We start from the raw sequence: 26,487 nt of genomic DNA, 5'->3' as shown, positions 1-26,487 counted from the left end.
GGTATCCGTATAAGCGTTATTGACACACATTCATTTTCGGGGTGAATCATACATGGTTGTACGAAATTTTGGAATGCGTTAAGAGCCCGGTGCAAGAAAATGAGAAACCACAGGGGGCTGTTCCCCGGTGTGAAAGGCGAGTGCTTCTTCCTGAATGTCGCGATCATATTCGGTGACACGTTCGTGCTGGCGCAGATGTTCCAGCCAGGAGGCCACAATGAAATATTCTAAATAACGCCCAGGTTGAGCCACGTCTTCAAAAATTCCCCATGCATATGCGCCATCACGGCGTCGTTCTTTGTGCAGCCTGTCCATTGCAGAAACAAATGCGGCAGCCTTTTCAGGGTCAATTTTATATTCAATTGTAATCAAAACGGGCCCCCGGTCATGATTGGCAGATAAATTCACCAAAGGGGCCGGCCAGTGCATGGATGGCGCAAGGTTGATGTCATCATTTTGCGGCAGCCGGTACGGCCATGTTACAAACATCGCAACGATTGCACCTGCAGAGGCGATTAGCAGTGCTGCCGGGATGCTGGTATGAGAGGCCACCTGCCCCCAGATGATGCTGCCTAAGGTCTGCGAGCCAAAAAATACCATGACAAAAACCGACAGGCCGCGGGCGCGTACCCATTCGGGTAAAGCGATCTGTACCGCGCTGTTCAATGATGTCAGTACCATGATCCATGAGGCACCTGCAATAAGGCAGACCGCACCAGTAATGTATGTCTGCTTAACCAGGGCAAAAACACACATGGTAATAACCGTGCCTATGGTGCCTGCCATCACCAGTTGATTGGCATTCAAATGTTTACGTAACGTGGGTAGTAGAAAAGCGCCTGCAACAGCACCCACACCGATACACCCCAATAAAATGCCATACAGATTCACGCCGCCTTGCAGAACCTGCCGTGCAATCAATGGCAGCAGTGCCCAGTATGCGCTGGCAAACAGAAAGAAACCAGCGGCTTTGATCAGCGGTGCTTTGAGCAGGTCACTGTGCAGTGCGTAACGCAAACCGGCCTGTACCGCACCCGGAAGATGCTCGGCAGGAAGGTGGTGGCTTCCTGTTGCGGCAGGGCGCCACCAGAGCAATGCAATAACAACGATGACATAACTTAAGGCATTTACAAAAAAAGGAGCGGCCAGCCCGATAGCGCCGATAATGATGGCCGCCAGCACCGGCCCAATGGCGCGGCTGATATTGACGCCAACACTGTTAATGGCTACTGCCTGTTGCAGGGCCGGACGAGGCACCAGGCTAGGGACAATGGCCTGCCATACAGGCGACGTCATGGCTGCGCCAATGCCCATGAGAAATGTGAACATCAGCAGCAGCAAGGGGGTGGTGATACCCAGTACCACCGTGATGCCTAACCCCGCAGCCACAAAGATGAGTACAGACTGAACCACCAGCAGCATGTATTTCCGGTTCAGAATATCGGCCAGCGCGCCTGCAGGAAGCGCCAGCAGAAAAACCGGCAAAGCGGTCGCTGCCTGGGTAAGCGAGACCCAGGTCGGGGATGAGTCGGACAGGGTGGTCATCAACCAGCCGGCCCCTACATCGTGCATCCAGGTGCCGATATTCGACAAAACGGTTGCTACCCACAGCACAGCAAATGCTTTGTAGGCAAATGGGTTTTTAGAGGACTGCCCTGCTTGGGAAGAGGTGTGTTTGGGGTCGTTCATGAGATACTCTTTTCATTATGGAATAGCATACGATGAACAGACACAAACTGACGTGTTGTTGAAGACATCGTAACATAACGATGCATTTTCATGCGATTGCTTGTGATTGGTGTAGGCTGCCAATGTGAGAAATGCAATTGAGAGATGGAGTGTGTTGGCGCAGCGGTATCGCAAGAATGAAGTTTTTCAGGCTTTTTGCCATGGCAGACAAGAGGACTGCCATGGCAAGCGCCAATACAGATAAATTCAGCGTATTATTTTGCGGGCACTGGGGCCAAAACTTCGTGTTTGCTGCTGGTGCGTTGAGCTGCCTTATGCACCATGGTATAAGCGTAATCAACGCCCATGCCATAGGCGCCGGAGTGTTCTTTGACCAAATTCATCACTGCGTCATAGGTTTCTTTGTGGGCCCAGTCACGTTGCCATTCAAGCACAACCTGCTGCCATGTGACAGGAACAACCCCGGCCTGAATCATGCGCTGCATGGCATAGTCATGTGCTTCTTTGGTGGTGCCGCCGGAAGCATCGGCAACCATGTAGATTTCGTATCCGCCTTCGAGCATGGCACACAGCGCAAAGCTGTTGTTACACACCTCTGTCCATAAGCCCGAAACAACCACTTTTTTGCGTTTGTTTGCGGCCAGTGCATCGCGTACCTTCTGGTCATCCCAGGAGTTCATGGATGTGCGTTCCAGCAACTTTTGTTTGGGAAATACATCCAGCAGCTCAGGGTAGGTAAAGCCGGAAAAGCTTTCAGACTCAACGGTCGTGATGATGGTCGGGATATTAAAAATTTTAGCGCCCTTGGCCAAACCAACGGTATTGTTTTTCAAAACCTGGCGGTCCATGGACTGCACGCCAAAAGCCATTTGCGGCTGCTGGTCAATAAAAATAACTTGGCAGTTTTTAGGGGTTAACAACTGAAGTTTTTCATTACTCATCATAAGTTCCTTTTCAGTGAGCATGGTTTAGCTGATGTTTTTAGCCTGCATCCTGCACAGCAGGCCCAGATGTCAGGTCAGATGGGTGTGGTGTATTAATACTTGTTCATCACAGCGCATGTAACCTGTCGACAAATTACAGCAGCAGAGAAATACTTTCATTAAAAGCAAACATTTTGAAAACCCAAATCCTATTGCGGGATCGGATTATTTCATTCTAGTGCGCAAAATAAGGCGTTTGTAGTTTTGAGTAATAGACCATTCTGGGAGCACAGTTGAAGCGGCCCGGCGGAGTCTGTCCATTTTGAAAATGATTGGAGGCAGCCAAATGTGCAGACTCGCAGAAAGCCTCAAGGTGAGGGGCTGGCCCTACACCTTATGTTTAAATCTCAACCTTGCTGCCCAGTTCAATGACCCGATTGGCCGGAATGTTGTAAAAGTCCGCAGCGCCTTCAGCATTGCGGTACAACGTGGCAAACAGCTTTTTTCGCCAGGGCATCATGTGGCAGAGGCCTCCGAGTGCGGATACGATGTTTTCACGCGAGAAAAAGTAAGATGTCTGCAGCGGGTCAAGATCAATGCCCCGGCCTGACAGCAGTTTCAGGGCTTCAGGAATATCGACTTCGTTTTTAAAGCCGTAATTCAGCGTGACCTGCCAGCAATCATGGCCCAGTGGTTTTAACTCGATACGGTCATTGAACCCGACCCAGGGGATCTCGTGCAGATCAACATAAACAAACAGGTTGGTGGCATGAATGACTTTATTATGCTTGAGGTTATGCAACAGCGATAACGGTACCGTGCCAAGGTCGTTGTTCATAAAGACCGCAGTACCTTCCACGCGGGAGGGCGGGTTGGCAAAAATGGCATCCAGAAAGGGGGGTAACTGGATGGCATTGAGAAGGCGGGCCCGATTTAGAGATTGTTTTCCATGCATCCAGGTCAGCATGATCATGCTAACCAGCGATGCCACAAGAATAGGCAGCCAGCCACCATCGGTAAACTTCAGGATATTGGAGCTGAAGTACAGCAGGTCGATACTGATGAAAAAGACTGTGGCAGCAAGACAGAGCCATAAAGGATAACGGCGACCATAGCGGATGACAAAAAACGACATCAGCGTAGTGATCAGCATTTGCAGCGTGACGGCAATACCGTAGGCGGCAGCCAGATTACCCGATGATTTAAAGAACAGGACAACAACCACAATGCCGGCAAACAATGACCAGTTGACAACGGGGATATAGATCTGACCGGTCTGGTAAATGGATGTATGCATAATGCGCATCCGTGGCAGAAACCCCAGTTGAATGGCCTGGCGTATACATGAGAATGCCCCTGTAATCAGTGCCTGGGACGCAATGATGGTGGCGACTGTGGCCAGGCAGACCAGTGGAACCAGTGCCCAGGAGGGGGCGATCTGGAAAAATGGGGTGCCGACCTGGTCCGGTTTTGTCGACATCAAATAAGCGCCTTGCCCAAAATAGTTCAAAAGCAGGCCAGGCATGGCGCAGCCATACCAGGCAATGCGGATGGGGGTTCGGCCAAAATGCCCCAAATCGGCGTACAGGGCTTCCGCTCCGGTGACGCAGAGCACAACGGCACCCAGTGCCAGAAAACCAAGTGTCGTATATGTCGTAAAAAATTCAAGGGCGTAAAGGGGGTTGAGCGCCCGCAGTACCTGCGGGGCGTGGATGATTTGCGATATCCCTAAAATTCCGAGAACCACAAACCACAGCAACATGACCGGGCCAAAAAAACGGGCAATGCCTGCTGTGCCTTTGCGTTGCGCCGCAAACAGCGCTAACAGAATGACCAGCGTAATTGGAATGATATAGCGGTGAAAATGGGGGGAAATCAGCTCCAGCCCTTCCACGGCAGACAGAACCGATACGGCAGGTGTAATGATGCCGTCACCACAGAACAATGCGGTGCCGAACAGGCCCAGCAGTAACAGGACATGCCGGATACGCGGCTTGTCATGAACGGCCTGGGTGGCCAGCGTCATCATGGCAATTAGCCCGCCTTCTCCGCGGTTGTCATTGTTCAGGATCAGGTAAACATATTTCAGGGAAACAACGATTGTCAGTGTCCAGAATACCAGCGACAGCACGCCCAAAATACTGTGCTCAGTCAGAGGAATGTGCGCATGCACAAACACCTCTTTCAATGCATACAGCGGGCTGGTACCGATGTCGCCATAAACAATGCCTAAAGCACCCAAAGACAGCGCCATGCGATTGCGGGAAGAGGGTTGTGCCATAAGGGTGGGGTGTCCATTAAATGCAGGCGCGATACGGCTGCCAAATATGCCTTGGATACAAGGGTAGGCGTTTATGAGCCGGTGCTGCTGGTTGTATGTCTACTGTAGTTTGATTGAAGCCAGTGCTGCTGCATGGTTGACAGGGCAATATGGCATATGGTTGGGAGAGCCTCTGAGGAAAACAGTTATATTTGCCTAGAATACCACGTTCATTAAAATACCGCTGCCCGATCAGTTTTGCATTGCCACGCTGAGATGGCGCGGTTGTATTTCAGGGGTGTGGTATGGCCGCTTAAAAACAAAAGGAGATGCTCAGCATCTCCTTTTGTTTGCATAGCAAAATAGCCGGGTCAGTATACTTCGGCTTCCGGATCGGTCGCCTCCAGTTCGTAACTGGCGGCAAGCATGGCCAAGCGCCCAATGACCCCGTACATGTAAAAGCGGTTGGGGGAGCTGGCACCAGGCTTCATGCCTGGCTGCGGCAGATGGGGCGATTCGGCAAACGCCAGCGGCACAAAGCCGGCGCCTGGCGCATTCAGATTTTCATCGGTACCACGGCTGGAATGTACCCGGTAAAACCCGCCGACAACGTATCTGTCAATCATATATACCACAGGCTCGGCAACGGCTTCGTTAACCTGTTCATAGGTCAGAACACCTTCCTGTATCAATACCTCCGAGACGGTCTGGCCATCCTTAATGGTGCTCATTTTGTTGCGTGTGCGGCGGTTCAGGGAGTCCAGCTCTCTGACGTCGCGTACAGTCATGATGCCCATGCCGTAAGTGCCGGCATCGGCTTTGACAACGACAAAGGGCTTTTCCTGAATGCCGTATTCTTTGTATTTACGGCGGATTTTCGACAGCAGCATGTCCACATTGGAGCGCAGGCATTCCAGCCCTTCTTCGGCCTGGAAGTCCACTTCACCGCAATAAGAGTACAACGGGTTGATCAGCCAGGGGTCAATGCCCAGCAGTTTGGAGAATTTTTTAGCCACTTCTTCATACGCCCGGAAGTGGTTGTGTTTACGTCGTATGGCCCATCCTGCGTGCAGTGGAGGCAGCAAAAACTGCTCGTGCAGATTTTCCAATACGGCCGGAATACCGGCGGACAGGTCATTGTTGAGAACGATGGTGCAGGGATCAAAGTTCTTCAAACCGAGACGGCGCTGCGAGCGTTCCAGCGGCTCCAGCGTCAGGGTTTCGCCGGTTGGCAGGGTCAGGGTGGTGGGTTCCTTGATATTTTCATCGAGGGAACCCAGGCGAACATTCAGTCCGGCAGAGCGGAAAATCCGCATTAAACACAGAACGTTCTGTAAGTAAAAAACGTTGCGGGTATGGTTTTCCGGAATCAACAGCAGGTTTTTGGCTTCCGGGCAGATTTTTTCCACTGCGGCCATGGCTGCCTGTGCTGCCAGCGGCATCATTTCATTGGTCAGGTTATTAAACCCGCCAGGAAACAGGTTGGTGTCAACCGGGGCCAGTTTAAAACCGGCATTGCGCAAGTCTACCGAAGTGTAAAACGGCGGGGTGTGCTCCATCCATTCCAGACGGAACCAGCGTTCAATGGCTGGCATGGAGTCCAGAATGCGTTGTTCCAGCTCGTTGATTGGACCGGTAAGGGCGGTGACAAGATGAGGTACCATAACAATTTGCCTGTTTTAACCTAAAGTAATGCGATTGCTGTCGTAATTGTAAGGAATGTGTCAATAAAAAAGGGCAATTTTTTACTCACTTGAGGGACAAAATGCGTTTTTCAAGGGTAAAAGCGTCATCTGCGCCAGAAAGAGGGCATCAGAACTGCTAAAAAACACAGCATTTCCAAGCGTCCCAGCAGCATCGCCAGAGAGCAGATCCAGATCTGGAAATTGCTTAAATGGCCAAAACTGCCAGCAGGCCCCACTTCACCAAAGCCAACGCCCATACAGTGTACGCTGGCAAGTATCGCACTGAAAGCGCTGACCATGTCCATATCCGTCAGCAGCAGTACCATGCTCAGAGCAATAACGGTCATGCCATATACCAGCATGAATGCCAGCACAGCAAAAATGACCGGCTGGCTGATGACCTGCCCGGCAATGGTAACAGGTTGTACCGCACGCGGGTGCACCATGCGCCGAATTTCCCGTTGCGTTTGTTTAATCAGAATCAGCAGCCGGATCATTTTGACGCCCCCCCCGGTGGAGCCCGCACCGGTTGCAACACCGGAAAGCAGCAGCATCAGAACGGGGATGAACACCGGCCATTGCGTGTAATCGGTGGACATAAAGCCGGTGGTCGTAGCCACGGAGATCACATTGAACATGCCTTGCCGCAGGGCTTCCATCAGCGGATAGGTGTCCTTGATCCATAACCAGAATGATGCAAACAGGCCGCTACCCAACAAAACGGTGAGCGTAGCGCGTGCTTCCGGGTCTTGCCACAGCCGTTTGAGTGAGCGGCGGCGGATGCAGACGAAATACAGGGTAAAACTGCAACTGCCTAACAGCATGAATATGATGGCAATGCACTCGATAAGCGGGCTGTTGAAGTAGGCAAAACTCTTGTCGTGCGAGGTCAGCCCGCCCAGGCTGACGGTGCTGAACATGTGCATGATGGCGTCCGGGAAGGTCATGCCCGCTGCCCAGTATGCCAAAGCGCACAGAACCGAGAGCAGAACGTAGATGCCCCACAGCGCTTTTGCTGTTGTGGAAATGCGTGGTGTGAGTTTATTTTCCTTGAGCGGGCCGGCCATTTCTGTACGAAATAGCTGTGTGGCGCCTACGCCCAGTAATGGCAGAATCGCCACCGCTAAAATGATGATGCCTAAGCCGCCGAGCCATTGAAGAAACGTTCGCCAGAAATTCAATGAAATAGGCAGTGTGTCCAGACCCGTTAAGATGGTGCTGCCGGTAGTGGTCAGACCGGAAACGGCTTCAAAGTAAGCATGTGAAAAATCAATCGGGCGGCCAATATGATAGAGCGAAATCATAATGGGGAAGCTGGCAAACAATGGCAGCCATGACCAGGTCAGCGGTACCAGCAGGACGCCATCGCGTGGAATCAGGTCGCGCTGGTGTTTGCGCATGGTGAGCCACAGGCACAGCCCGGTGACAATGGTGAACACGGCGCAGCCGAGAAAAATATAGGCCACGCCATCATGGCGCGTGCTCCAGCCCGTCAGTGCAGGCAGAAGCATCAGTATCCCGAAAAAAGCCTGCACCATTCCCAAAACCCTGAGAACAGGAAACAGGCTTTGCCAGGAGTCAGAGGAAGGTCGCGCCCACCTTGAAGAGTTTTTCCACATCGCGTATCAGCCGTTTACTGGGAAGGAAGAGGACTATATGGTCATTGTTTTCAATGACGGTATGACTGCTGGGAATGATGACCTGTGCATTGGGCAGTTGAACCAGTGTTTGCGCCGTCTGCTGCGGATTATCCTGTATTTGGGTGGAGTCGGCAAAGCCGGACTCGGTTGCCAGCGTAGAGTCCGGTGTGACGGTTCCATCTGAAAGCCCCCGGATGATCAACCCGACCTGAACCCCCGCCGGAAGTTTCAGGTCGCCCAATTGGCGCCCGATCACGCGGGATGTTTTACGGGTGCCGCGCGCCACAATTTCCAGCGCTTCGGCAACGCCCCGGCGCAGGCTGTGCACGGCAATGACCTCGCCTTTACGCACGTGCGCCAGCAATTCGCCCAGCATGGTTTGAGCTGGCGAGAGTGCAATGTCAATTTGGGTGCTGTGCATTAACTCTGCGTAACTGCGCCGGTTGATCAGTGCCAGCACACGCCGGGCACCCATGCGCTTGGCAAGCAGTGCCGACATGATGTTGTCTTCGTCGTCATGGGTGACAGATAAAAACAGGTCAATGTTGGCGACATTTTCAGATTCCAGCAGGTCTTCATCGGTGGCATTGCCCTGCAAAACCAGTACCGATTCTTTCAGTTTAGATGCCAGCGTGATGCAGCGGTCCGGGTTTTTTTCAATGACTTTGAGATTGTGGTTAATTGGGCTGGCGGCCAGGTACATGGCCAGCCGTTCGCCAACGCGCCCGCCTCCGGCGATCATGATGCGCTGCGGGCGTACACTGGAGACCGGAGCCAGTGGAGCCGTTTCTTCCGTTGCCGTTGTTGTCTCTGCGGGCGCAGCAGTTCCGGGGAGCTGGTGCAGCCCGTTCAGAATGGCCGGGATCTGGTCTTTGGCGGCCAGCACGAATACTTCGTCATCCGGTTCGATCCGGGTGCTGCCGTCGGTCATGATCAACTGGTCTGGCCCGTCCCACAGCCGGCGGTAAATCGCGACAATCCGCATTGCGATATTGGGCATGATCTGGGTGACTTCGCTGATGCTGTGGCGCACCAGTGGAGAACCCGCACGTGCGCGTACCGAAACCAGACAGGCCAGCCCTTCGGCAAAATTGCGGACCTGCAAAGCCTGCGGATATTCAACCAGTTTGGCAATATAGCGGCTCAGGGATTCTTCTGGGCAGATCAGCGTGTCAACGGCAAAGCCGTCTTTGGACAGCAGTGTGTCCTGATGGTCCAGGTGTGACGACCTGACACGGGCAATGCGTGTAGGAATGTTAAACACCATTTGCGCAATTTTGCAGGCAACCAGGTTGGTTTCTTCCAGCGAGGCGCAGGAGATCAGCAGTTCGGCGTCTCTGGCGCCGGCTTCGATCAAAACGTCAATTTCAGTGCCATTGCCTTGCACGCCGCGCAGGTCAAAGCGCTCCTGCAGGCTGCGCAGGCGCTCACTGTCATTGTCAATGACAGTGATTTCATTATCTTCCGATAACAGGTTTTCAGCCACACTTTCACCGACGCGCCCAGCGCCGATAATGATGATGTTCACGGTTGTGGCTCTCCTTTGTTATTGTTGCAGCAATAAGCCGGAATCAGGTCCGGACTTCGCCATGCCCCATGACAACCCACTTGAGTGAGGTCAGCCCTTCAAGCCCAACCGGACCGCGGGCATGAAATTTATCGGTGGAAATACCAATTTCAGCCCCCAGCCCATATTCAAAACCATCTGCAAAACGGGTGCTGGTATTGACCATGACGCTTGAAGAGTCTACTTCCCTGACAAATTTCATGGCATGGTCATGGTTGCTGGTCAATATGGCATCGGTATGGTGCGAGCTGAAGCGGTTAATGTGCGCGATGGCTTCATCCACCCCTTTGACCAGTTTGATGCGGATGATAGGGGCGAGGTACTCTGCCGTCCATTCATCTTCGGCCACCGGAACCAGTTTTGCACCTGGGGTATTCATCAGCAACTGGTGAACTTCAGGTGTGATGCGCATTTCAACCCCTTTAGCGACAAAAATCTGCACAATGCGGGGTAAAAATTCGGGGGCAATGCTGCGTGCAATCAGCAGACCTTCTGTTGCATTGCAGGGGCTGTATTTTTGTGTTTTGGCATTGTCAACAACCCGCAAAGCCATTTCAATGTCGACCGGATCATCCACATAAGTATGGCAATTGCCATCCAGGTGCTTGATCACGGGCATTTTGGCCTCTTTGCTGACGCGTTCAATCAGGCTGCGCCCGCCGCGTGGAATCAGCACATCGATATATTGTGGCATGGTCAGCATATAACCAACCGCTTCGCGGTCCGTGGTCGGCACCAGTTGCACGCCATGTTCAGGCAGATTGGCCTGTTGAAGTGCCTGATGAACCAAGGCCATTAAGGCCTGGTTGGAGGCCATGGCTTCCGAGCCGCCGCGCAAAATGGCCGAATTGCCGCTTTTAATGGAAAGGCTCGCCGCTTCAATGGTGACATTGGGACGGCTTTCATAGATCATGCCGAATACGCCCAGGGGAACCCGCATCTGCCCGACAGAAATCCCGCTGGGTTGCTGGTGGACATTGAGCATCTGCCCAATGGGGTCTGGCATTTTGGCCAGTTGTTCACAGCCTGTGGCCAGGGTTTCAATGATTTCCGGTGTCAGGCGCAGGCGGTCGACCATGGGAGGCGCCAGATGCGCAGCTTGCGCCTGTTGGATATCGGGCTGGTTGGCATGGATAAGATGATCAACCTGTTCTCGCAGCAATGTTGCCAGAGTCAGCAAAACCTGGTTGCGCTGTTCAATACTGGCTATGGCCATTTGGGTTGAGGCGACTCTGGCCTGAACCCCCAGCGTTTGCATGAGTGATTCAATTTGATTCATGGCAGTCAAGGCTTTAAGATACGGATGTCAAAACTAAAAAACTAAGTATGGCAGCATCATTGCATGTGGCGAGGTTGGTGATGCGTTTCGTTTTTCATTCAATGACACCGGTTAATTGAATGAAATTCATGCCATGCACCCTTAAATTGAAATTCTAATCGGTTTCCTGGTTTGTGTGGACATTTGGTCCTTTTATGTGAGAAAAATCAGTCACTGCTGGACAACTATCAAAGTTGGGATCAAGAGCAGGCGCTTTGGTATGTAAAACAGGATGGCGGATTAGACTTCATATTAATATCTGTACCATGATGTATTACTGGAATAAAAATTATTTTGAATCTTTGCATGAAATTGCGGAGCTTTTGCACCAAACTCCCGAACTGGAAAAGCTGGCAGCTTATTGTGAGCTAAGGGAGCAGGGACTGCGCCAGCAGGCTTTGCATGTTTTGCGCCAGTTTTTGAAGGAGGTGACGTATTTAACTGAGCAGCGTCAACTGGAGCTGGCATTGCAGATTCTGGAGATCAGTTATGAGGGGAGGGGTGCACGCCAATTAATGTCTCATCCTTTAAAGGCGGAGTTTTTACGCCCGGTGTTGCGCATGCATGCCCCGACCCATGCGGCAGCCTATCGGTACCAGGCATTGGATACATACGATTGGGAGGCTATGCGGCAGATTCTTGAAGAGCATCCTCTGGACGAGTTAATCTGGCAAAAGCTCATTTCATTGCATCTGCAAGGGGCAGATTTTGCCATGCACCATCTGAATGAATCGCTGTTCCTCGGGCCAGAAGATGAATGCGGCGAATTATTACAACAGGCGCACAAGCTTTTATGTCCTCCGTTTGATCAGCAGCCTGAGCATGCATTCTGGTTATGCAAGTACCAGAAATTGCAACAACTATTCGACGGCTGGGAAGCTTATCGCCAAAACCGGACAGGTACATTTCCACAATGGTGCCAGGCGCATGGAATCGACAACCAATGGCGTATTACTGTTTATTATGAAAAGTGAAAGCGCGTAATAACGCTGTTGCCGTCACACCTGGCAATACCGAAATGAACATTTTTGTGAGAGTCAGTTCCGTTTCAGGCCGCGTATTGCGACAATTGAATTGCTGAGGGAAGATGAAGTACCTGATTCCAGCACCTTCTGGTTTTGCATTGCGGTGACAACGTTTTGTTAATCTCAGAACAATCCGGGAGTGTTCTGCGGTGGTGCCACGCCCAGATGTTTGAACGCAGCCAGCGTTGCTGCCCGGCCCCGTGGCGTGCGTTGCAGATAACCCTGCTGAATCAGGTAGGGTTCGATCACGTCTTCAATGGTACCAGATTCTTCACCAATGGCAGCCGCCAGGTTGTCCAGCCCCACAGGGCCACCGTCGAACTTGAACACGATGGCTTCCAGCAGCTTGCGGTCCATCAGGTCAAAACCCAGCGGGTCAACATCCAGCATGGCCAGCGCTTTTTGCGCAATATCCTCATTGATCCGGCCATGGCTTTTGACATCGGCATAGTCGCGGACGCGGCGCAATAGCCGGTTGGCAATACGTGGTGTGCCGCGTGAGCGGCGGGCAATCTCGCCGGCGCCTTTGTCGTCAATGGGTGAGCCCAGCAAGTCAGCGCTGCGCAGCACAATGCGCTTAAGTTCTTCGCTGTTGTAAAACTCCAGTCGCGCCACAATGCCAAACCGGTCGCGCAGTGGGTTGGTGAGCATGCCGGCACGGGTGGTTGCACCCACCAGGGTAAACGGTTGCAGGTCCAGTTTGATCGAGCGTGCAGCCGGGCCGTCGCCGATCATGATGTCGATCTTGAAGTCTTCCAGCGCCGGGTACAGAATTTCTTCAACAACGGGTGAAAGGCGATGGATTTCATCAATGAACAACACATCGTTGGCTTCCAGGTTGGTCAGCAACGCGGCCAGGTCTTTGGGTTTTTCCAGCACGGGGCCACTGGTTTGACGCAGGTTCACGCCCAGTTCATACGCAATGATGTGAGACAGCGTTGTTTTGCCCAGCCCGGGTGGGCCAAACAGCAGGACATGGTCCAGTGCTTCCTGTCTTTTTTTGGCTGCGCCGATGAATATTTCAAGCTGCTCGCGGATTTTGGGTTGCCCCACATATTCGGCCATGCCTTTGGGGCGCAGCGCACGCTCAATGGCTTCTTCCTGCGGTGATGCAGGCTGCATGGATACCGCGCGGGTTTTGTCCGGGTCAGCCGGAGCCATTGAAAAGTCGTCTGTGCGGATGGTCATAACAGAGGAGGCAGGGAATATAAACGAAGGCAACCAACTGGTCATTATATGTCTGCTTGCGGTGTCTGGGGAGGTGACATTGAAAAGCGGTATGCCTATCATTGCGCAAGTATGGCTGGCGCTATGTTTAGTGATTAAATGGCGAAATATGACAGGGATGATGTGACCGTGACGAACTGCAAGCGACCGCCAGCGCTGGTTGATGGCGCCCGCGTTTTGGCGTGGGCATGGTCAGATAAGCCTTTTGGGTTTGTAAAAGAGGGGTATGGGAAACCGGGGGTAGCTATTCATGGCCTGGCGATTGTGCAGTATCATGCGGATGCAAAGGTATACCGCCTGAGCTGTGACATGCATTGGGAATGTGTTGCTGACTTTGATTACGACAGTTTGGAGCAGGCTCAGATGGAGTTGTCGCAGCAATACGGTTGTGCAGAGGTTCAATGGCACCTGTGGGAATAGGTGCCGTGGCGATGTTGTTTTAAATAGTGATAAAGAGGTGTTCTATGTCAGTGAATGCGCAAATTGCACCCTTTCGGATGGTGAGTTTTGAAGGAACTCATTCTCTGCTGCTGGACGTGGGTGAGTACAAGGCGGATATTTTCTCTGCACGCGAAGAGGATGGATTTGAGGGCAATGGTTATGATTGGGCATCTTTGGCACGCGTCTTTTTGCAGGAAAAGATGCCGGAGTTGCAGGACATCATTGGTTTTGATCCTGAGGGCAGCATGTTTTGTGCATACGCCAGCGATAAAGAGGCGTTGCAAAAGTTTGCATTGGGCTTTCATGCCGCATGTGAAGACGATGCATTGATCCGCGACCTTTTTTCCCGTGCCGAGCTGGATTAACCAAACGCCATGTCAGCGACCGTATAGCTGAACCTGCTGGGAAAGTTGCTCGTAAACCTTTTTCAGGAGCTGATAAGCTTCTGAATTGTTGGCGTCCAGATGAATTTCCAGCAGGTCGCTGATGACCCGGGTTGCCAGTTCAATTTTGGTTCTGTCTGCCAGCAGATGGTGCCAGGTCATGTAAATAATGAAATAAGTGATAGCAAACGAGAGGGTCGAAATCACCAGGGTCTGGTTGGTATTGGTTCTCAAACAAGCGGCAATGAGCACGGTTTGGGCCAGAAAAACCGCAACATAAGGGCCATATTTGATCAGCGCCGTATTGCGGTAAATATAGTTGGCTGTCTCCAGCATACGAAATGGGCTGTCAATGCCTTTGACGTGATGAAACAACATGATTTCTGCAATTACAACCAGCAGGAAAATAGTGCTTTGGATGGCAAATGCTTTATAAGGCACAAATTTACGCGCAACTATCAAAGCAAGAGCAAAGACGCATAAAAAAGCAATGCCGATACAGGCCATCTGCAGCAGCGTGAATGTCAAACCGAAGTAAAACAGGCTGAGGCCAAATGCAATGGCTATAAAGATGAGGGGCACGATGAACATAAGCGACTCAGCTCACTAATATAAATAAAGGGTATGCAGATGAGTTATAAGCACACATGAATTATTCGCGTAAATATTTCATGTGTACTAATTGTCGCTCATATTGCATGATATTGCCCTGATAATCGACATAAATAGTATGTTCTTGCCTGGTTTGTGTCTGTAGGCGATTGTTGTGCTGTTCTGCTGCGAAAAGGCAGAGTATTGCCAACGGTGACCAAACAAAATCCCTTCCTGGAGTGTCGACATTGTTTTTGCGGCTTAATGCTCCAAGACCGCGTAGTTAAGCGGTTTTTTCATTTGTTGTAAATTAACGCTTGACGCTATAGATAGTGCTTGAAATAATAGGCAAACACTAAATGTAGGGTTGCTGACCTTTTTCACTACATGGCATTGCCGGGCAAATACTTAAGGGTATGCCCGGCAGAATTGTGACATTTCGATTGTAAAAATTAGCAAATTATTTGTTGCTTCGGCGGTGATGGCTTGAAGTGAGTATGGGCGGGTTACTTTAAGAGGATGGCCTTTCCATAGTTGATTTTGCCCCCAATTTATTCAAGGACGATTAATAATGCAGTCAGTTATTTCTGATCCCACGGTTTCTTCAGGAGCGTCCATGCATGGATATGCAGCTTCTGAGCACAATGTTGAGCAGCCATTGGCTGATAGTGCTTACAGTAACTATCAGATCATCCGGCGTAACGGAGCCGTTGTGCAGTTTGAGCCCAGCAAAATTGCCGTGGCGATGATGAAAGCCTTTTTGGCTGTGCATGGCACGCAGGGGGCGGCATCGGCCAGCGTGCGTGAAATGGTAGATGATCTGACGCAGACGGTGGTGCGCGGGTTGCTGCGCTCACGTCCGGCAGGCGGGACTTTTCATATTGAAGATGTGCAGGACCATGTGGAACTGGCGCTGATGCGCGGTGGTCATCATGAAGTCGCCCGTGCTTATGTGCTGTACCGTGAACGCCGGGCGCAGGAACGTGCTCAGCAAAAACAGCAGGAAAAAGTGGCACACCCTGAACTGCATGTGGTGGATGGCAATGAGCGCCGGCCGCTGGATGTGGAAATGCTGCGCAGGCTGGTTGAATCGGCCTGTGCTGGGCTGGGTGAGGATGTGAAGCCGGAACCGGTGGTTACTGAAACCCTGCGCAATCTCTATGATGGTGTACCGCTGATTGAAGTGTTTAAAGCATCGATTCTGGCTGCCCGTACCCGTATTGAGCATGATCCGGGCTATAACCAGGTGACTGCCAGACTGTTGCTGCATACGATCCGCAAGGAAGTCCTGAATGAAAACGTAGACCAGGACGCGATGCAGGGCCGTTATGCCGAGTATTTTGCAGATTACATCCAAAAAGGGATTGAAGCGGACTTGCTGGATGAGCGGCTGGGCCAGTTTGACCTGGCACGGCTGGGCGCTGCGCTGAAGGCAGAGCGTGATCTGCAGTTTGATTACCTGGGCCTGCAGACTTTGTATGACCGTTACTTCCTGCATATCCGGAAAAAACGGATTGAACTGCCTCAGGCGTTTTTCATGCGCGTAGCGATGGGGCTGGCGCTCAATGAAATTGACCGTGAGGCGCGTGCCATTGAGTTTTATGAAGTGCTGTCCAAATTTGATTTCATGTCCAGCACGCCAACGCTGTTCAATTCCGGCACATTGCGTTCCCAGCTTTCCAGCTGCTACCTGACAACGGTGCCTGATGACTTGGATGGTATTTACGAAGCGATCAAAGAAAATGCGCTGTTATCCAAATATGCCGGCGGGCTTGGCAATGACTGGACACGTGTTCGTGCGCTGGGCAGCCATATCAAGGGTACCAATGGCGAGTCACAGGGAGTCGTGCCGTTTCTGAAGGTGGTGAATGATACCGCTGTGGCGGTGAACCAGGGTGGCAAGCGCAAGGGGGCGGTCTGTGCGTACCTGGAATCATGGCACCTGGATATTGAGGAGTTTCAGGAGCTGCGCAAAAACACCGGTGATGACCGCCGCCGTACCCATGACATGAATACGGCCAACTGGATTCCGGACCTGTTCATGAAACGGGTGATGGAAGACGGGCAGTGGACTTTATTCTCTCCAAGCGATTGCCCCGATTTGCACGACCTGCATGGCGATGCGTTTGAAAAAGCCTATACCCGCTATGAGCAAATGGCTGATGAAGGGCAGATTTCGCTGTTCCGGCGGATGCGTGCAGTCGATTTGTGGCGCAAGATGCTTTCCATGCTGTTTGAAACCGGGCATCCCTGGATTACGTTCAAAGACCCGTGCAATGTGCGTTCACCGCAGCAGCATATGGGGGTGGTGCATTCCAGCAATCTGTGTACAGAAATTACGCTGAACACCAACGACAAGGAAATCGCGGTGTGCAACCTGGGTTCTGTGAACCTGGCGCAGCACATCAAAAAAGGTGCCAATGGCAATGAGCTCGACATGGACAAGCTGCGTCAGACCATACGCATTGCCATGCGCATGCTGGATAACGTGATCGATATCAACTATTACGCGGTGGCAAAAGCCAGAAACTCGAACATGCGCCACCGTCCGGTAGGGCTTGGGCTGATGGGCTTCCAGGACGCTTTGTATCAAATGCGTTTGCCATATGGTTCAGAAAAAGCGGTTGAATTTGCTGACCAGTCCATGGAGGCCATTTGCTATTTTGCGTATGAGGCATCCAGCGATCTGGCCACCGAGCGCGGCTGTTATGCATCGTATGAAGGGTCTTTGTGGAGCAAAGGCATTCTGCCGCTGGATTCATTGGATATGCTGGCACAGGCACGTGGCGGCTATCTGGACGTTGATCGCACCCAGCGGCTGGATTGGGACGGGCTGCGTGCCAGAATCAAACAGCAGGGCATGCGCAATTCCAACTGCGTGGCGATTGCACCCACGGCGACCATTTCCAACATTGTGGGGGTGGACCAGTCGATTGAGCCGAACTTTGGCAACCTGGCGGTGAAGTCCAACCTGTCCGGAGAATTTACGATCATTAACCAATATCTGGTGCGTGATCTGAAAGAACTGGGCTTGTGGGATGATGTGATGGTGATGGATCTCAAGCATTTTGAGGGATCGCTGGATCGCATTGACCGTGTGCCTGATGATCTGAAAAATCTGTATGCCACCGCGTTTGAAATTGATCCGACATGGCTGGTTTTAGCCGCTTCACGCCGGCAAAAATGGATTGATCAGGCCCAGTCGCTCAATATTTATATGGCCAATGCATCCGGGCGCAAACTGGATGAAACATACAAGCTGGCATGGACATCGGGTCTGAAAACCACTTATTACCTGCGCTCTTCCAGCGCGGCGCATGCAGAAAAAGCAACCGTGCGCGCGGGCTCACACAACGCAGTGCCCGCATCTATGCCGACGGCTGCAGCAGCAGCTTCTGTTGCCAAACCGGCGGCGCCCGCGGCAGTTCCTGCAACAGACATTAAATTCTGTTCTTTGGATGATCCGGGATGTGAAGCATGTCAGTAAAAAAGTAGAAAGTTTTTGAAAATTTTTGATCACACGCATGCTGCCTGATGGCATGCGTTGTTGATGATAGATGGCGACGAAACAAGTAATTCGATGTTTGTTTGCAACATTTATGCATGATTCATCATGAAAATTGCAGTGAACACTTGGCGTTTTTCATCAGGTAATCTCATAATCGCAATGAATAGGAAACATAGATGCTTACTTGGGATAACGAAGTTAAAACATCATCGCAAAATCAGACTGCATCAAATCCAACCGGAAATGGTGCGGCGGCTTCTCCAACTGCAAAAAATCCGGCATTGAGAGGCAGTGATTCCAAGCGTCGTGTCTCAGCCGCTGATAAATTTGTCATCAACGGACATAGCGACGTTAATCAACTGGTTCCTTTTAAATACAAATGGGCTTGGGAAAAATACCTGGCCACCTGCGCGAACCACTGGATGCCGCAGGAAGTCAACATGACACGCGATATCGCGCTGTGGAAAGACCCTAACGGCTTAACAGAAGACGAGCGCTTGATCGTTAAACGCAACCTTGGCTTTTTCACGACAGCGGATTCTCTGGCTGCCAATAACATTGTTTTAGGCACCTATCGCCATATCACGGCGCCCGAATGCCGCCAGTTTTTATTGCGTCAGGCTTTTGAAGAAGCCATTCATACGCATGCGTATCAGTACATTGTCGAATCCATTGGTTTAGATGAAGGTGAAATTTTTAACGCCTATCATGAAATCGATTCGATCCGCAATAAAGATGAATTCCTGATTCCGTTCATCGATACGATTACCGATCCTTCTTTCCAGACCGGAACACCGGAAAACGACCAGAAGCTGTTGCGCTCCCTGATCGTGTTTGCCTGCCTGATGGAAGGGCTGTTCTTCTATGTCGGGTTCACCCAGATTCTGTCGCTGGGGCGGCAGAACAAGATGGTTGGTGCTGCCGAGCAGTATCAGTACATCATGCGTGATGAATCTATGCATACCAATTTCGGTATTGACATGATCAACCAGATCAAGCTGGAAAATCCAGATTTGTGGACACCTGAGTTCCGCGAAGAAATTACGGGCCTGTTTATGCAGGCTGTCGATCTGGAATATCAATACGCTGAAGATACGATGCCGCGAGGCGTACTGGGTTTAAACGCATCCATGTTCAAGGGCTATTTGCGATTTATTGCCAACAGGCGAGCAACGCAAATTGGTCTGCCGGAACTTTTCCCTAATGAGGAAAATCCATTCCCATGGATGAGTGAAATGATTGATCTCAAGAAGGAGCGCAATTTCTTTGAAACGCGCGTGATTGACTATCAAAGTGGAGGTGCTCTTTCCTGGGATTGATTAGCTGACTGTGATAGGCGTCCAAGCTGCATGGTGTGTCCTGCACGCACCACGTAGCTGGTTTGGCAGACCGCATATATTTTGCGGATTGGGTCAATCGATCTATAACAGAGCAGCATAGGTTTTGTAACTAGATCGAGGAGAAGGTAAATCATGGCAACTGCAAAAAAACCAGTAGCTAAAAAACCGGCAGCTAAAAAAGTTGCTGCTAAGAAACCCGTGGCTAAAAAAGTTGTAGCTAAGAAACCCGTAGCTAAGAAGGCGGTTGCTGCCAAAAAACCAGCAGCCAAAAAAGTTGCGGCCAAAAAGCCCGTAGCTAAAAAAGCTGTAGCGGCTAAAAAACCGGCAGCCAAAAAAGTTGCGGCTAAAAAGCCCGTAGCTAAAAAAGCTGTAGCGGCTAAAAAACCGGCAGCCAAAAAAGTTGCGGCTAAAAAGCCCGTAGCTAAAAAAGCTGCTGCGGCTAAAAAACCGGCAGCTAAAAAAGTTGCGGCTAAAAAGCCCGTAGCTAAAAAAGCTGCTGCGGCTAAAAAGCCTGCTGCTAAAAAAGCTGCGGCCAAAAAGCCTGCCGCTAAAAAACCGGCAGCCAAGAAGCCTGCCGCTAAGAAACCTGCTGCGAAAAAGCCCGCTGCCAAAAAACCTGCTGCCGCTGCTAAAAGAACTGTAGCCAGCAAGGTCACAGCAACTAAGCCTGTTGAAGTCAAATCAGCAGCTCCTAGTCCTGCAGCAAGCACTCCAGAGGTATCAACCCAGTTGAGTCCTCGGGCAGCATGGCCTTTCCCGACATCATCTAAGCCTTAAACGGGCTGGATTTGTCTGCAGGCTGAAGCAAAACACGTTATGCGTTTTGCATCACAGATCCAGGGTTGGAGTTTCAACCTTGGATTTTTTCGTCTGAAAATAGCGCTGCTACCAGGGACTATGCGGGAGCAAACTGTCGCGGCAGATCTGTGTTGATCTGGTGGTTTTGGGCACCCGGTGATGCGGCTTTGATGGCGCCCAACTGGTTGCCGAGCCTGGCGCAGTGGGTGGCTGGCCAGTGACGCTCGAGCCCATACAATAAAGCGCTGCGGTATGCATCGCCACAGCCGGTGAGATCAGCAAGCTTTTCAGGGCGGAATGGGCTGATGTGTGTTTTCTGGCCGTGTTGCCACACATCGCTTCCCTGAGCACCCAACGTGACGAACAGTGCTTCACAAAGCTGTTGAGAGATTTCTGCTAAAGACAAACTAGTTTTTTCACAAAGAAGCTGCCCTTCAAATTGGTTGACGGCGATCCAGTTTGCCTGTGACATGATGCCATTGAGCGCGTCGGTCTCAAACTGGGGTAAAGACTGCCCGGGATCAAAAATAAAGGGAATGCGGGCTTGCTTCATTTGCTGCGCGTGGAGTAGCATGGCCTGACACTCGTTAGGCGCCAGGATGCCGATTTTGATGTGCGGTAATTGCGGAATGGGAAAGCGATGCGCCTGCCGCATCACTCCCGGATAAAATGCGCTGATTTGGCGGTCGTCGCCATCAATCATGACAATGCACTGTGCTGTATGGGCGTTGGATAGTGCAGCGATGTGTGCTGTGTCTATACCCAGAGACTGAAAATGGCGCAGATAATCATCACCATCAGATCCGACAAGCGCCAGAACGATAGGCTCGCCTCCTAACACCCGAAATGAATAAGCGATATTGCCTGCACAACCCCCATATTCACGGTGCAGGGTATCCATTTGTAAAGAGGTATTAAAAAGAGTTGGCTGATCAGAAAGAAGGGTGTCGGTAAAGCGCCCTCCATAGTGGGTGATGGTGTCAAATGCCAGTGAGCCGCAAATCAAGGCAGACATATAAGGGCGTGTTAATACAAAATATAGGAAATGCGCAGTTCATTAGGCATAGATGGATGCGCGAAGCAACCAAGATCAATAGTGGTGCTATTGATTGCAGGGTGCGACAAAGTATATGCTATGCCTGATGGCTGCCCGAAGGGAAAGACGCTCAGGCAGCGCCCAGCGGTGTTAGCCCTCGTTTGTGTAGATGTACTACACTGTGCTCGGTCTGCCTTGCTGGTCATCTGCCTGAACATGCTTTCGCACTCCTATAGATTGTGTTAACACGCCCTGAGTCCTTCAGTTGACCGGTCTGAATGCATACCCTTGTCACAAAAGTACCGCGCGGAACCTATTTTTAATAGGCCTGTAAGAGGGGAACGCGTTAGGGATAAAACAAGGCAGTGTTAAAGCCGCGGATATCAAGCGCATTAACCACCAAAGTCTGGTCGATAAAAATCTCTTCCTGAGGCTGTAAAAATGGTTGGGTGATGCCGAGCTCGTCTGGTGAGAGGGTTTTGCGAATAACGGTTTGCCCGATGCTGTCTGTAAGTGTCAGTTCAACCCAGGGTGGTGCTATCGGTTCAGCACTTGCGTTTCTCAGTGTCATGACCAACTGAAAACGGTTATCTCCAATGATCTGAAATCCGGAGTGATCAATCGAAACCCCTTGAATGTTGCGCGGGTAACTGACGCTGCAGTGCAGTGGCTCACAAAGAGATTCCAGTGCTGGACGCAATGACGGAGCCTGGGCCGCCAGCGTATCCCGAAAAGTCAGGCAGATTTGCAGAACCAATGTGACCAGCAGGCAACAAAAGACCATTGTGGAAAAAATACGCACAATGGGACGCTGCCAGAAGGTGTTTCTGTGCGCGGTTTTGATGAAAGAGAACTGCGGCTCGGCTTCATCTGCTGCGGATGGCAGGCCGATTTCAGGGAGTGGCTCCTCTTCGGGCAGTTCAGAGTGCAGAATTTCGATATAAGAGTCAGATATCGAGTAGCTCGAGGGCAGCTTGGAGTCGGTATGATCTAAAGTGCTGGAAGTTGAGAGCTCAAAAACTGAGGAGGGGTTAAATATATCCCTGGGTTGAGTGGGCTCGTCATCATCCGTGGCTGGTGGTGGTGCAGAAAAGTCATCATCGTCACCCAAAGTAATGGACATGATCGGGGACGATGTAGCGGCCTGAGGCGTGGTTGTGTTTTCTGCAGCGGCATCTGGCTCGGCCTCTGGTTGAAACGCTGTTTTTAAACTCGAAAAATGGGTTGTTGTCTGTGCGTTTTCCGCTGGGTTTTTTAAAGGGAAAAGCTGCTTTTTGCGTGCTTCCACCGTTTCGAGTGTGGGAGCGTCCGAAAAAATGGGGGTAGCCGTAGCGCTTTGGCTGGCACGTTCAATGAAAGAACCGGGTATTTGTTGAGGCACAGAGGCTTCTGCTGCCGGCTGGTCAGTTGCCGGGGATAACGTGTCTGCAGAAGAAGTTGGCTCCTGGGTTAAAGGGCCGGATATGCCGGCATGCTGTTCTGCCGATATGGGCGCAGGTGCGGCACTTGACTCAATCTGCGATTTGAACCAGGGCGTCAGATTGTCTGTTTTTTCCGGCTGAGAAGGCGAAAACAGTTTTTTTGGGAATGTGCTCTCAGGTGGAACAGGGTCTGTGGTATGAATCGAAGGTAAAACAGATTCCTGCCAGCCAATATGAAATTCTGATAGCAGCGAGTCCTGAAAGGAGGGCGCTGTAGGCCCTTCTTCTGGGTCAGTATTAGCCGCAGAGGTTTCAGGCGCTGCCGCGGTATCTGCCGGTGAAGGCTCTATAGCGGGAGATTCTAGTGCCGCATCGTCAATCACTTCAATGTGAAAGTCAGAGGGGGGCTCAGAATCAGGCTCCCATGCAGGGCTTTCAGCACTAGCTTGTTCTTGAGGGAGGTCGTCATTTTGTGCGGCATCAGGCTGCGTGCTGTCTGGCTGGGGATGCAGCGTTTCCTCAGGCGTTTCGTATTGTGTTTCGTACGCGTCAAAAATATGCGCGCAATGCCCGCACCGGACCCATCCATCTGAAATTTTCAGTTGATCGGGGACGATGCGAAATGAAGTACCACACTCAGGACAACGAGCAGCCAGAACCATAGTGACGTATTGTTTTGCCAAAAGGGCTTTTTAAAGCGGACGAGAGCCAGGGATTTTGTGCGCAGTCATCAAAATCCAGCCATCACACGCATTACTGACTTCTAGTGTAACCCATGGCGAATAGGCTTGTTGAAGTTCTTCTGCTTGCCTCTCCAGAATACCGGCCAGGACAAGATGGCCAGACATTGCCACATGATTGCACAGTAACGGGGCCAGCAGTTTGAGCGGCGTGGCCAGTATATTGGCCAGCACAACGTCATAAAGGCCATGAGCCGTATGAGGCAACCCGGCATGAATCTGCTGCTGTACTTTGTTTGCCTGGGCATTCAGGTTGGTAGATTCGACAGCGGCATTGTCAATATCTACAGCATCTATGGTTTGTGCGCCATACAAAGCAGCGGCAATTGCCAAAATACCAGAGCCGCAGCCATAGTCCAGAATGCGTTTTCCTTGCACCTGCGGGGCATGGGTGGCAATCCAATGCATGCACATGCGGGTGGTCGGGTGTGTTCCGGTGCCAAATGCCATGCCCGGGTCAAGCTCAATGACATGCTTGGCCTGTGCCGGCGCTTCATGCCAACTGGGCACAACCCAGAATTCTGGCGTGATTTCTACCGGGGTAAACTGTGACTGGGTCAAACGCACCCAGTCCTGGTCGTCTACCGCGGAAATGGTCTGTACCTGAATGTGCTGGCCCCAATCCTGTGCGAGCAAAATGGTCGCCGCTTCAATGCAGACGCTTTCTTCAGGAAACAGGGCTGTGATGACAGAGCGTTGCCAGCCGGCAGCCTGTGGTTCCGGCTCGCCCGGCTCGCCAAAAAGCGGCTGTTCAGTGTCGCTGCCTGCATCAGCATCCTGCACGGAAACAGAGAGCGCTTCCAGTTCCATCAGCGCGTCGCTGACCAGATCGACATGGTCAATGCGCACCAGTAAAGCAAGTTCGTAAAGCGATTGCATGGGGTTTATCTGGCTCTGGAGGCCAGCCACTCTTCCAGGTAGTGGATGCTGGTGCCTCCCTCATTGAACCTGGCATCTACCATCAGTTCCCGATGCAGAGGGATGTTGGTTGAAATGCCTTCGACCAGTGTTTCCAGCAGGGCTGTGCGCATGCGTGCAATAGCCTGTTCGCGGGTGTCTCCATATGTAATCAGTTTGCCGATCATGGAGTCATAGGTTGGCGGTACAAAATAATTGGAGTAAATATGAGAGTCCACGCGTACGCCTGGTCCGCCAGGAGAGTGCCACATGGTGATACGTCCCGGAGACGGGATAAACTTGTACGGGTCTTCGGCATTGATACGACATTCGATCGCATGGCCTTTGACCTGCGCGTCACGCTGGGCATATTGCAGTTTTTCACCGGCAGCAATCAGAATCTGCTCGCGCACAATATCAATACCGGTCACCATTTCGGTCACGGTATGCTCAACCTGCACTCGGGTGTTCATTTCAATGAAGTAGAACTCTCCGTTTTCGTACAGAAACTCAAATGTGCCAGCACCCCGGTAGCCGATTTTTTTACAGGCAGTTACGCATTTGGCGCCGATTTTTTCAATCGCCCGCCGTGGAATCCCTGGTGCGGGCGCTTCTTCAATGATTTTCTGGTTGCGGCGCTGCATGGAGCAGTCCCGTTCACCCAGGAATATGGCATTTTTGTATTCGTCGGCCAGAATTTGAATTTCAATATGGCGTGGTTCCTGTAGGAATTTTTCCATATAGACACCGGGGTTGCCAAAAGCTACCTGGGCTTCGCTGCGGGTCATTTGCACGGCATTGATCAATGCGGCTTCCGTGTGTACCACGCGCATGCCGCGTCCGCCGCCACCGCCGGTGGCTTTGATGATGACCGGGTAGCCAATTTCACGTGCCAGCCGGACAATTTCTTTGGGGTCTTCAGGCAGCAGGCCATCAGAACCGGGAACGGTTGGCACACCGGCTTTGATCATGGCCTGTTTGGCGGAAACTTTATCACCCATGATGCGGATGGCCTCAGGCGTTGGGCCGATAAAAGTGAAGCCGCTTTGTTCCACGCGTTCTGCAAAGTCTGCGTTTTCGGCCAGAAAACCGTAGCCGGGGTGAATGGCCTGGGCATCTGTGACTTCGGCCGCAGAAATCAGGGCGGGCATATTCAAATAGCTCTGACTGGAAGCTGCGGGCCCGATACAGACTGCTTCGTCTGCTAATTTGATGTATTTGGCGTCTTTATCAATATCAGAATACACCATGACGGCTGTAATACCCAGCTCGCGACAGGCGCGCTGAATTCGTAAGGCAATTTCGCCCCGATTTGCCACAAGAATTTTTTTAAACATAAACTGGCTCCGCAAAATGATGTGCTTGGCCGTTAACAGTGTGTAATGTCACAAATTGAAAAGCAACATGGCAGGCATCTGGGAAAGTGCCAGTGAATCTGTTGCGCTTGTAAGCATGACACGGTCAAAAGCGTTAGAGAATGTAATTATTCAATGACAAACAGAGGCTGGCCGTATTCAACGGCCTGACCGTTTTCGACCAGAATCTGTGTGATAACGCCAGATTTGTCGGCATCAATTTCGTTGAGGATTTTCATTGCTTCAATGATGCACAGCGTATCGCCTTCCTGTACGCTTTGTCCAACCTTGATAAAAGGATCTGCACCAGGAGAGGGGGCGCGATAATAGGTGCCAACCATGGGGGATTTGATGACATCGCCCGCGATTTCATTGCTTGCACTGTCTGTAGCGGTGGTATCGGCAATGGCCGGAGAATTGATCACGGGTGCTGGGGCGGGCATCATGGCGGCCGGTGCTGCAACATAATTGGCTAAAGGAACCGGACTGGCTTTGACAATGCGAACTTTGCCTTCATTCTCTGTAATTTCCAGTTCTGATACGTTGGATTCTGATACCAAGTCGATCAGGGTTTTGAGTTTACGTAAATCCATGATGAATACTCCAAGCGATTTAGGCTGACAGTTCCTTTGAGTAAAGTGTG

General features: G+C 51.5%; 20 protein-coding genes. 6 read left to right on the top strand and 14 right to left on the bottom strand.

What is annotated here, in order from left to right:
• Window positions 1-78: 78 nt before the first annotated feature.
• The 7 genes from AACY98_RS11335 to AACY98_RS11305 all read right to left on the bottom strand — a co-directional run bounded on the left by AACY98_RS11335 (window position 79) and on the right by AACY98_RS11305 (window position 11,052).
• The gene (locus AACY98_RS11335) at window positions 79-1,689 is read right to left on the bottom strand and encodes an MFS transporter (protein WP_339805088.1); all 1,611 of its coding nucleotides are present in this window, start codon (window positions 1,687-1,689) and stop codon (window positions 79-81) included.
• A 254-nt stretch (window positions 1,690-1,943) separates the two neighbouring features.
• Entirely contained in the window at window positions 1,944-2,630 is a 687-nt protein-coding gene (locus AACY98_RS11330; protein ID WP_126980340.1) for a hydrolase, read from the bottom strand.
• A 382-nt stretch (window positions 2,631-3,012) separates the two neighbouring features.
• Window positions 3,013-4,893 carry a potassium transporter Kup gene (locus AACY98_RS11325; protein ID WP_339805086.1) on the bottom strand — a complete coding sequence of 627 codons (1,881 nt, stop codon included), beginning with the start codon at window positions 4,891-4,893 and terminating at the stop codon, window positions 3,013-3,015.
• Between the two features lie 350 nt (window positions 4,894-5,243).
• Window positions 5,244-6,536 carry a glutamate--cysteine ligase gene (gene gshA / locus AACY98_RS11320; RefSeq protein WP_126980238.1) on the bottom strand — a complete coding sequence of 431 codons (1,293 nt, stop codon included), beginning with the start codon at window positions 6,534-6,536 and terminating at the stop codon, window positions 5,244-5,246.
• A 125-nt stretch (window positions 6,537-6,661) separates the two neighbouring features.
• Window positions 6,662-8,176 carry a TrkH family potassium uptake protein gene (locus tag AACY98_RS11315; RefSeq protein ID WP_339805084.1) on the bottom strand — a complete coding sequence of 505 codons (1,515 nt, stop codon included), beginning with the start codon at window positions 8,174-8,176 and terminating at the stop codon, window positions 6,662-6,664.
• Entirely contained in the window at window positions 8,136-9,725 is a 1,590-nt protein-coding gene (gene trkA, locus AACY98_RS11310; protein ID WP_339805082.1) for a Trk system potassium transporter TrkA, read from the bottom strand. The genes AACY98_RS11315 and trkA overlap by 41 nt, the downstream gene beginning before the upstream one ends.
• A gap of 43 nt (window positions 9,726-9,768) precedes the next feature.
• Window positions 9,769-11,052: a glutamate-5-semialdehyde dehydrogenase gene (locus AACY98_RS11305; RefSeq protein ID WP_423817562.1), complete on the bottom strand. Its 1,284-nt coding sequence runs from the start codon at window positions 11,050-11,052 to the stop codon at window positions 9,769-9,771.
• 353 nt (window positions 11,053-11,405) lie between these two features.
• On the opposite strand from AACY98_RS11305, the gene AACY98_RS11300 reads away from it, so the two are divergent.
• The gene (locus AACY98_RS11300; RefSeq protein WP_339805078.1) at window positions 11,406-12,056 is read left to right on the top strand and encodes a hypothetical protein; all 651 of its coding nucleotides are present in this window, start codon (window positions 11,406-11,408) and stop codon (window positions 12,054-12,056) included.
• A gap of 174 nt (window positions 12,057-12,230) precedes the next feature.
• On the opposite strand, the gene ruvB is transcribed toward AACY98_RS11300, so the two are convergent.
• Complete coding sequence (gene ruvB, locus AACY98_RS11295; protein ID WP_339805226.1) at window positions 12,231-13,295, bottom strand: Holliday junction branch migration DNA helicase RuvB; 1,065 nt, start codon at window positions 13,293-13,295, stop codon at window positions 12,231-12,233.
• A gap of 138 nt (window positions 13,296-13,433) precedes the next feature.
• On the opposite strand from ruvB, the gene AACY98_RS11290 reads away from it, so the two are divergent.
• Complete coding sequence (locus tag AACY98_RS11290; RefSeq protein WP_339805076.1) at window positions 13,434-13,754, top strand: hypothetical protein; 321 nt, start codon at window positions 13,434-13,436, stop codon at window positions 13,752-13,754.
• A gap of 44 nt (window positions 13,755-13,798) precedes the next feature.
• The gene (locus AACY98_RS11285) at window positions 13,799-14,140 is read left to right on the top strand and encodes an immunity 51 family protein (protein ID WP_126980242.1); all 342 of its coding nucleotides are present in this window, start codon (window positions 13,799-13,801) and stop codon (window positions 14,138-14,140) included.
• Window positions 14,141-14,152: 12 nt separating this feature from the next.
• Here the strand turns inward: AACY98_RS11285 and AACY98_RS11280 are convergent, their stop codons facing one another.
• A complete protein-coding gene (locus AACY98_RS11280) occupies window positions 14,153-14,749 on the bottom strand; it encodes a hypothetical protein (RefSeq protein WP_339805074.1) in 597 nt (198 codons plus the stop codon).
• Between the two features lie 616 nt (window positions 14,750-15,365).
• On the opposite strand from AACY98_RS11280, the gene AACY98_RS11275 reads away from it, so the two are divergent.
• The 3 genes from AACY98_RS11275 (at window position 15,366) to AACY98_RS11265 (ending at window position 20,374) form a co-directional block, all read left to right on the top strand.
• Complete coding sequence (locus AACY98_RS11275; RefSeq protein ID WP_339805072.1) at window positions 15,366-18,236, top strand: ribonucleoside-diphosphate reductase subunit alpha; 2,871 nt, start codon at window positions 15,366-15,368, stop codon at window positions 18,234-18,236.
• A 197-nt stretch (window positions 18,237-18,433) separates the two neighbouring features.
• Window positions 18,434-19,576 carry a ribonucleotide-diphosphate reductase subunit beta gene (locus tag AACY98_RS11270; protein ID WP_126980245.1) on the top strand — a complete coding sequence of 381 codons (1,143 nt, stop codon included), beginning with the start codon at window positions 18,434-18,436 and terminating at the stop codon, window positions 19,574-19,576.
• Window positions 19,577-19,729: 153 nt separating this feature from the next.
• On the top strand, window positions 19,730-20,374 hold the full coding sequence (locus AACY98_RS11265; protein ID WP_339805069.1) for a histone H1-like DNA-binding protein: 645 nt from the start codon (window positions 19,730-19,732) through the stop codon (window positions 20,372-20,374).
• Between the two features lie 118 nt (window positions 20,375-20,492).
• Here the strand turns inward: AACY98_RS11265 and AACY98_RS11260 are convergent, their stop codons facing one another.
• From AACY98_RS11260 to accB, 5 genes are all read right to left on the bottom strand, one after another.
• A complete protein-coding gene (locus AACY98_RS11260; protein ID WP_339805067.1) occupies window positions 20,493-21,410 on the bottom strand; it encodes a carbohydrate kinase family protein in 918 nt (305 codons plus the stop codon).
• A 367-nt stretch (window positions 21,411-21,777) separates the two neighbouring features.
• Window positions 21,778-23,514 carry a zinc-ribbon and DUF3426 domain-containing protein gene (locus AACY98_RS11255; protein WP_339805065.1) on the bottom strand — a complete coding sequence of 579 codons (1,737 nt, stop codon included), beginning with the start codon at window positions 23,512-23,514 and terminating at the stop codon, window positions 21,778-21,780.
• A gap of 30 nt (window positions 23,515-23,544) precedes the next feature.
• Complete coding sequence (prmA, locus tag AACY98_RS11250) at window positions 23,545-24,471, bottom strand: 50S ribosomal protein L11 methyltransferase (RefSeq protein ID WP_339805063.1); 927 nt, start codon at window positions 24,469-24,471, stop codon at window positions 23,545-23,547.
• Between the two features lie 5 nt (window positions 24,472-24,476).
• Entirely contained in the window at window positions 24,477-25,826 is a 1,350-nt protein-coding gene (gene accC, locus AACY98_RS11245; RefSeq protein WP_126980250.1) for an acetyl-CoA carboxylase biotin carboxylase subunit, read from the bottom strand.
• Window positions 25,827-25,972: 146 nt separating this feature from the next.
• Complete coding sequence (gene accB / locus AACY98_RS11240; protein WP_339805061.1) at window positions 25,973-26,437, bottom strand: acetyl-CoA carboxylase biotin carboxyl carrier protein; 465 nt, start codon at window positions 26,435-26,437, stop codon at window positions 25,973-25,975.
• Between the last annotated feature and the right edge of the window lie 50 nt (window positions 26,438-26,487).

The organism is Saezia sanguinis (assembly GCF_963921665.1).
GTDB classification, from domain to species: domain Bacteria; phylum Pseudomonadota; class Gammaproteobacteria; order Burkholderiales; family Burkholderiaceae_C; genus Saezia; species Saezia sanguinis.
The sequence above is the reverse complement of the archived record's forward strand: the minus strand, read 5'-3'. Positions and strand labels throughout refer to the sequence as shown.

Coding starts and splice junctions, on each gene's coding strand:
- prmA (WP_339805063.1), bottom strand. CDS start 24,471: ATGCAATCGCTTTACGAACTTGCTTTACTGGTGCGCATTGACCATGTC.
- AACY98_RS11330 (WP_126980340.1), bottom strand. CDS start 2,630: ATGAGTAATGAAAAACTTCAGTTGTTAACCCCTAAAAACTGCCAAGTT.
- AACY98_RS11275 (WP_339805072.1), top strand. CDS start 15,366: ATGCATGGATATGCAGCTTCTGAGCACAATGTTGAGCAGCCATTGGCT.
- AACY98_RS11315 (WP_339805084.1), bottom strand. CDS start 8,176: ATGTGGAAAAACTCTTCAAGGTGGGCGCGACCTTCCTCTGACTCCTGG.
- accB (WP_339805061.1), bottom strand. CDS start 26,437: ATGGATTTACGTAAACTCAAAACCCTGATCGACTTGGTATCAGAATCC.
- AACY98_RS11260 (WP_339805067.1), bottom strand. CDS start 21,410: ATGTCTGCCTTGATTTGCGGCTCACTGGCATTTGACACCATCACCCAC.
- AACY98_RS11265 (WP_339805069.1), top strand. CDS start 19,730: ATGGCAACTGCAAAAAAACCAGTAGCTAAAAAACCGGCAGCTAAAAAA.
- AACY98_RS11335 (WP_339805088.1), bottom strand. CDS start 1,689: ATGAACGACCCCAAACACACCTCTTCCCAAGCAGGGCAGTCCTCTAAA.
- AACY98_RS11325 (WP_339805086.1), bottom strand. CDS start 4,893: ATGGCACAACCCTCTTCCCGCAATCGCATGGCGCTGTCTTTGGGTGCT.
- accC (WP_126980250.1), bottom strand. CDS start 25,826: ATGTTTAAAAAAATTCTTGTGGCAAATCGGGGCGAAATTGCCTTACGA.
- AACY98_RS11255 (WP_339805065.1), bottom strand. CDS start 23,514: ATGGTTCTGGCTGCTCGTTGTCCTGAGTGTGGTACTTCATTTCGCATC.
- AACY98_RS11280 (WP_339805074.1), bottom strand. CDS start 14,749: ATGTTCATCGTGCCCCTCATCTTTATAGCCATTGCATTTGGCCTCAGC.
- ruvB (WP_339805226.1), bottom strand. CDS start 13,295: ATGACCATCCGCACAGACGACTTTTCAATGGCTCCGGCTGACCCGGAC.
- AACY98_RS11285 (WP_126980242.1), top strand. CDS start 13,799: ATGTCAGTGAATGCGCAAATTGCACCCTTTCGGATGGTGAGTTTTGAA.
- gshA (WP_126980238.1), bottom strand. CDS start 6,536: ATGGTACCTCATCTTGTCACCGCCCTTACCGGTCCAATCAACGAGCTG.
- AACY98_RS11270 (WP_126980245.1), top strand. CDS start 18,434: ATGCTTACTTGGGATAACGAAGTTAAAACATCATCGCAAAATCAGACT.
- AACY98_RS11290 (WP_339805076.1), top strand. CDS start 13,434: ATGGCGAAATATGACAGGGATGATGTGACCGTGACGAACTGCAAGCGA.